Genomic DNA, 5,570 nt, shown 5'->3' on the forward strand with positions numbered 1-5,570 from the left:
CCGCTGAAGCGAGCGGCATCAACAGCGCGAAGCCGAGCAGGAAGAAGCCATGCTTGCGCAAGTCCTGACACTGGCGGGCGACGATGAGACCCATCTCCAGCAGGAACAGTGCCAGCGCTCCCTTGAACAGGTCGACGAACAGCGGTTTGAGCGGGGCAACGCCATCGGGGCCTGCCAGATAGCCGATGGCCATACCGCCCAGTAGCAGGGTCACTCCCTTGCCGAGGAAAGATTCGTGAGCCAGCATGCGCCAGCGAGTTTCGCGGCTGATGCCACGGGCTAGCACTATCCCCACCAGGATGGCCGGGATCTCCATCACCGCGAGGAAGATAGAGAGTTGTGATTCAAAACCGATACCCCGTTCGGTCAGCCAGTTCACCCCGACCGCAAAGGTGGCCACGCTGACCGAGCCGTAATGGGCTGCGGTAGCGGCGGCATCCACCCGGTTCATTTTGATGCGCAGCACGGCAAAGCCGAGCAGGGTCTGCATCACGCCAAGCAGGATTACCAGCGCCAGCTGTGGCAGCAGGGGCAGCAAAGATTGCTGGGCCAGACCGACGCCGCCCTTGAGGCCGATGGCCAGCAGCAGGAAAAGGGAGAGTGTATCGTAGAGCGCGGGCGGTAATTTCAGCTCGGAGCGCACCAGACCGGCCAGCAGCCCGAATAGAAAGAAGAGAACAACGACATCCAGCATGATGGCTCGCAGGAGGAGTGCAGATAATGGTTGCATGCTAGAGCCCGCGATGTTTCGATAAAATCAGATTGTGACTGATGGTTGTTCGGTAAAAACTGATAAGGGATGGCATGCTCAACTACAAACAGCTCTACTACTTCTGGCATGTGGCGCGCTGCGGTAGCGTGACGCAGGCGGCGCAACAGCTTCATCTCACGCCGCAAACCATCAGCGGTCAGGTCGCCGAGCTGGAGATCTCCCTCGGGGTCGCGCTGTTTAGCAGAGTGGGTCGACGCCTCGTGCTGACCGTCGCCGGACGGCAAGCACAGGAGCAGGCGGGGGCGATTTTCTCGCTGGGGGCCGAGCTGGAACACACCCTGCGCCACGCCAGCCAAGAGCTGATCATGCAGGTGGGGATTGCCGACTCCGTGCCCCGCACCTTGGCGTTCGAGCTGCTGGCCCCCGCCATGGCGCTGGCGACGCCGGTGCGGCTGATCTGCCATGAAGAGCGGGCCGAGCAGCTATTCAGCGAGCTGGCCCGCCACAAGCTGGATATGGTGCTGATCGATCGCCCACTGCCACCGGACAGCGGCGTACGTGGCTACAACCATGAACTGGGGCGTAGCCCGCTGGCACTGTTTGCGAGCCCGGCGCTGGCGGCGCGGGCGCGGGATGGCTTTCCCGCCTCGCTGGAGGGGTTACCGCTGCTTATTCCCGGAGAGAAATCGGCCACCCATGACCGGCTGCTGGCCTGGTATCGCCAGCAGGGCATACATCCCCATCTGGTCGGTCAGTTTGACGACTCGACCCTGATGAAGTCGTTCGGCAAGGCGGGCATGGGGATCTTTCCAGCCCCCCTTGCGATGCGTGACGAGATTGAGCGCCTCTATGGCGTCGAGTTGCTTGCCACCTTGCCCGAAGTCACGCTCTCCTATTATCTGGTATCTGCTGGCCGCCAACTCTCCCATCCCGGTGTACAGGCGGTGATAGAAGGTGCCAGACAGCGGCTGGTAGAGATGGAAAAGCATAAATAGAAATCTAGATGGCTATACATCCAATCTGGCTCTGCCTATAATCCCCGCCGCTTTGGCGCATCATGCTTAATAGGGAATCCGGTGAAAATCCGGAGCTGGCGCGCAGCGGTAAGGGGGAACGAAGTGACATCAGGGCACTGCCGTCAGGTGGGAAGCCGTCGCCGTAGGCCATCAGCCCCTCAGCCCGAAGACCTGCCAAAGTTCATATTTCGGGCCGAGAGAAACCGGCCACGAAGTAGATGCTTACGCGAACTTAAGGATCTCTCATGTCCAAGAAATTATTGGTGGCAGCCCTGTTGCCAACGGCTGCCTTCGCCCAACCGCTCACCATCCCCGTCAATCCTACCCTGGTGATCACCGCCAACCGGGTGGAACAACCCATCAGCTCCGTCCTGGCTCCTGTTGTGGTGATCGAGCGCGCCGAGATCGAAGCCCGTCAGGTGCAGAGCCTGCCGGCATTGTTGAAGACGCTGCCGGGTGTGCAGATCACCACCCTGGGTGGGCGAGGGCACATGAGCAGCCTGTTCATCCGCGGTACCAACTCCAACCATTCGCTGGTGCTGATGAATGGGCGTCCTATCGCCGCCATGGTGGCCGGCACGCCAGACCTCAGCCAGATCCCCCTTGGCAATATCGAGCGCATCGAGTACATCCGGGGCCCTCGCGCGGCTGTCTATGGCGCGGATGCCATCGGTGGCGTTATCAACCTCATCACCAAAACCTCCGCCAAGCATGGCAGCGAGACCCACCTTAAAGGTGGCGTGGGCAGCAATGGTTATGGCCAGGGTCAGGCGCGTACCGTGCAGGCCCTGGGTCAGCAGACCGACATGAATATGATGATCGGCTATGAGCGTACCGATGGTTTCGATGTGGTGGCCAATGCCCAGCAGCCGGATCGGGATGGCTTCGACAGTCTGCACGGCCAGATCGGGCTGAACCACGCCTTCAATGATGCCTGGAGTGCGGACTTCAACGCCCAGGGCTATGACAACTTGACAGATACCGACGGCACTACAGACCAAAGCCGAGTCAAGGCCTTCCAGTATGATGGCGGTCTCAAGTTTCAGAGCGAGACGCTGACCAGTCGGCTGGAGGCCAGTTATGGCGAGAACAAGCTGAAGAGCTGGCTGGAGAGCAAGGGGGAATCCAGCGCCCAGCCGATCCACACCGGCTTGAGCCGTTTCTCCTGGATCAACAGCTGGAGCGGCGTCGAGGGGCTCAATCTGACCGGTGGTGCAGACTGGCAGCAGGAGCAGTTGAAATCCAACTCGCGCAGCGCTGGTCAGGCGTTCAATGCCCCCGATCGCGACAACACGGGTCTGTTTGCGGTGGGCAGCTATCGCTGGCAGGCCCTGCTGTGGGAGCTTTCGGGTCGCACCGATGACAACCAGCAGTATGGCCGTCACAACACCTGGTCTGCCGCCAGTGGTCTGGACATAGATGACAACCACAATGTGCGGTTGAGTTATGGCACCGGCTTCAAGGCGCCGACCTTTGTCGATCTCTACTATCCCGGTTATGAGAATCCTGATTTGAAACCGGAGGAGAGCAAGAACCTGGAGTTGGGCTTCAGCGGTCGTTATACCGGTTGGGACTGGTCGTTGAACCTGTATCGCAACAAGATCCAGAACCTGATCGTCTGTCAGAGTGCGTTCTCCAGCTGCGAGCCTGACAACACGGATGCCGAGATCCGCGGCGTGGAAGTGGCGCTGGGTCTGGAAACCGGACCGCTCCATCACGACGTCAGCTTCGATTACACCAAGACCGAAGACAAGAACGATGGCGACCAGCAACTGTTGCGCCGCGCCAAGCAGAAGGTCAGCTGGCTGACCCAGGTACAGCTGGGTCAGGTCGATCTTTCAACCGAACTGCTTTATGTGGGCAAGCGGGATGACAAGAACTTCAGCAGCTTCCCGGCAGAGCGGGTAGAACTGGGTTCCTACACCCTGATCAATCTGGCGGCCAGCTATGGGGTGACGCCTCAGCTCACTCTGGGTGGTCGCATCGACAACCTGTTCGATCGTGACTATACCCCGGCCTATGGTTACGCATCTGCGGGTACCGAGTTCAAACTGACGGCGGACTACCGCCTCTGATGGCCAGCGCAGCTATATATAGCGGCTATATGTAGAAGAGAAAAAGCGAGGCCCTGCCATGTGCAGGGCCTTTTCTATTGGCGGCAGGCGGGAGTATGATCGCCACCTTGCACCAAAGGGGGAGGTCAGGTGGCCAATATTCTAGTGTTCGACTCCGGCATGGGTGGCTTGAGCATCTATCGCGAGATCCGCCGTGCGCTGCCGGCACACAACTACTTCTATTGTTTCGACAACGCCAATTTCCCCTATGGCGAGTTGAGTGAGGCTGCCCTCATTACGGCTTGCACCCGGCTGGTCAGTCAGATGGTGGCCGAGCATGCCATCGATCTGGTGGTGATTGCCTGTAATACTGCCAGCACCATAGCCCTGCCGTCCTTGCGTGCGGCCCTGACCATTCCGGTTGTCGGCGTGGTGCCTGCCATCAAACCGGCTGCTACCCTGACCCTCAATGGCTGTATTGGCTTGCTGGCCACCCCGGGCACCGTCAGCCGTGAATATACTCACCACCTTATTACCCAGTTTGCCCCGGGCAAGCGGGTGTTGCTCAAGGGGACGACCGAGCTGGTGATCGAAGCCGAGCACAAGCTGGCGGGACGGCCGGTAAACATGGCGCTGTTGCAGGAGGTGCTGATGGACTGGATGGAAGGAGAGGCAAGGCCGGATACACTGGTGTTGGGCTGCACCCACTTCCCGCTGCTCAATGACGAGATCCGGCAACTGATGCCAGGATGTCAGCTGGTGGATTCAGGGGACGCTGTGGCAAGACGGGTGGCCCATCTACTGGCGGCGGTCGCTGGGCAACCTTCCCAGGCCGTGGTGCAGGCGAGGGCCTATTGCACCCGACTGGATGCAGAAGCCCAAAAACTGACAGCCCCCTTGCAAGCTTGGGGGCTGTCATCACTCGAAGAGGTTCGGTACTAGTTCGTTACCGCCAAGGGATCAGGCGTCGACTTCGCTCCCTTCTCTCTCATCCTTATCCCGCTTGTCGTTGGCTTCGCGTACCTTGAGGGTACGTTGCTGATACTCCTTGTCATTGAGTGCCGTGATTGCCTTGGCTGCATCGGCAGCGGGCATCTCCACAAAACCAAACCCTCTGCGCTTGCCGGTAGCCTTGTCCTTCATCAAACGGACAGAGATTACCTGACCTTGTTCGGCAAACAGCTCGCGTACTGCAATCTCGTTGGCGCGATAGGGCAGGTTGCCTACATATAAGGTGCAAGTCTCTTGGCCGGAGACCAGCTCTGCCGTGGCGGCAGGTGTCCGCTTAAGAAGCAGCGGCACGATGAAACCACCAATGGCCAGACCCACAGCAAAAATCACTTCGGCTTTCAAAGAAAACTGCAGAGCTTGGGCAACCAGATAACCAACCAGCGCCAATACCAGGGCAAGGATGGCCGCCTGCACATAAACGGGAAACTTGGATAAATTCATCTTTAAAGACCTTTTGTAAATGAAAGCAAAAAAGGTGCAACACTCTATTCACCTCCATGGTAACCAGCTTTCCAGCCGGGCGCTACCATGGACCACTTGGGACACATTATCCATTCCAGTATGGCATCCCTTAATGGGGGAAGACCCACTTAAATGATGATAAAACAGGACTGAAATCATCGGCTTGTGGATAACACTGTATATATACACTGAGTAAGCTGTTTCTAATTGGATATTTTGAAGTTTCCGTGACTTTCTTCAAAAAAAGTCTTGTCATCTCGAAGCCGCTCCCTATAATGCGCCCCTACCAGCACGGCGGAACACGCCAACCTGATG

Annotated in this window: 5 protein-coding genes and 1 riboswitch; of the genes, 3 read left to right on the forward strand and 2 right to left on the reverse strand. The window is 58.5% G+C overall.

The annotated features are described in order from the left end of the window. On the reverse strand, positions 1-694 hold a 694-nt coding region (locus AAC083_RS03575), incomplete at its 3' end, for a sodium-dependent bicarbonate transport family permease (RefSeq protein ID WP_108535819.1). 110 nt (positions 695-804) lie between these two features. Here AAC083_RS03575 and AAC083_RS03580 point away from each other — a divergent pair. The 3 genes from AAC083_RS03580 to murI all read left to right on the forward strand — a co-directional run bounded on the left by AAC083_RS03580 (position 805) and on the right by murI (position 4,724). Then, positions 805-1,707 carry a LysR family transcriptional regulator gene (locus AAC083_RS03580; protein WP_042036231.1) on the forward strand — a complete coding sequence of 301 codons (903 nt, stop codon included), beginning with the start codon at positions 805-807 and terminating at the stop codon, positions 1,705-1,707. A gap of 36 nt (positions 1,708-1,743) precedes the next feature. Beyond that, a riboswitch (cobalamin riboswitch) is annotated at positions 1,744-1,921 on the forward strand. Positions 1,922-1,973: 52 nt separating this feature from the next. Further along, entirely contained in the window at positions 1,974-3,803 is a 1,830-nt protein-coding gene (locus AAC083_RS03585; protein ID WP_108535820.1) for a TonB-dependent receptor domain-containing protein, read from the forward strand. A gap of 129 nt (positions 3,804-3,932) precedes the next feature. Next, positions 3,933-4,724: a glutamate racemase gene (gene murI, locus AAC083_RS03590; RefSeq protein WP_108535821.1), complete on the forward strand. Its 792-nt coding sequence runs from the start codon at positions 3,933-3,935 to the stop codon at positions 4,722-4,724. 18 nt (positions 4,725-4,742) lie between these two features. Here the strand turns inward: murI and AAC083_RS03595 are convergent, their stop codons facing one another. Continuing rightward, the gene (locus AAC083_RS03595) at positions 4,743-5,234 is read right to left on the reverse strand and encodes an RNA recognition motif domain-containing protein (protein WP_042036224.1); all 492 of its coding nucleotides are present in this window, start codon (positions 5,232-5,234) and stop codon (positions 4,743-4,745) included. Positions 5,235-5,570: the final 336 nt, after the last annotated feature.

It is taken from the genome of Aeromonas sp. HMWF014 (assembly GCF_963878295.1).
In the GTDB taxonomy this organism is placed as follows: Bacteria; Pseudomonadota; Gammaproteobacteria; order Enterobacterales; family Aeromonadaceae; genus Aeromonas; species Aeromonas popoffii.

Bases quoted from the DNA above. Each gene is read 5' to 3' on its own strand.
- AAC083_RS03580 (WP_042036231.1), top strand. From the start codon at position 805: ATGCTCAACTACAAACAGCTCTACTACTTCTGGCATGTGGCGCGCTGC.
- AAC083_RS03585 (WP_108535820.1), top strand. From the start codon at position 1,974: ATGTCCAAGAAATTATTGGTGGCAGCCCTGTTGCCAACGGCTGCCTTC.
- AAC083_RS03595 (WP_042036224.1), bottom strand. From the start codon at position 5,234: ATGAATTTATCCAAGTTTCCCGTTTATGTGCAGGCGGCCATCCTTGCC.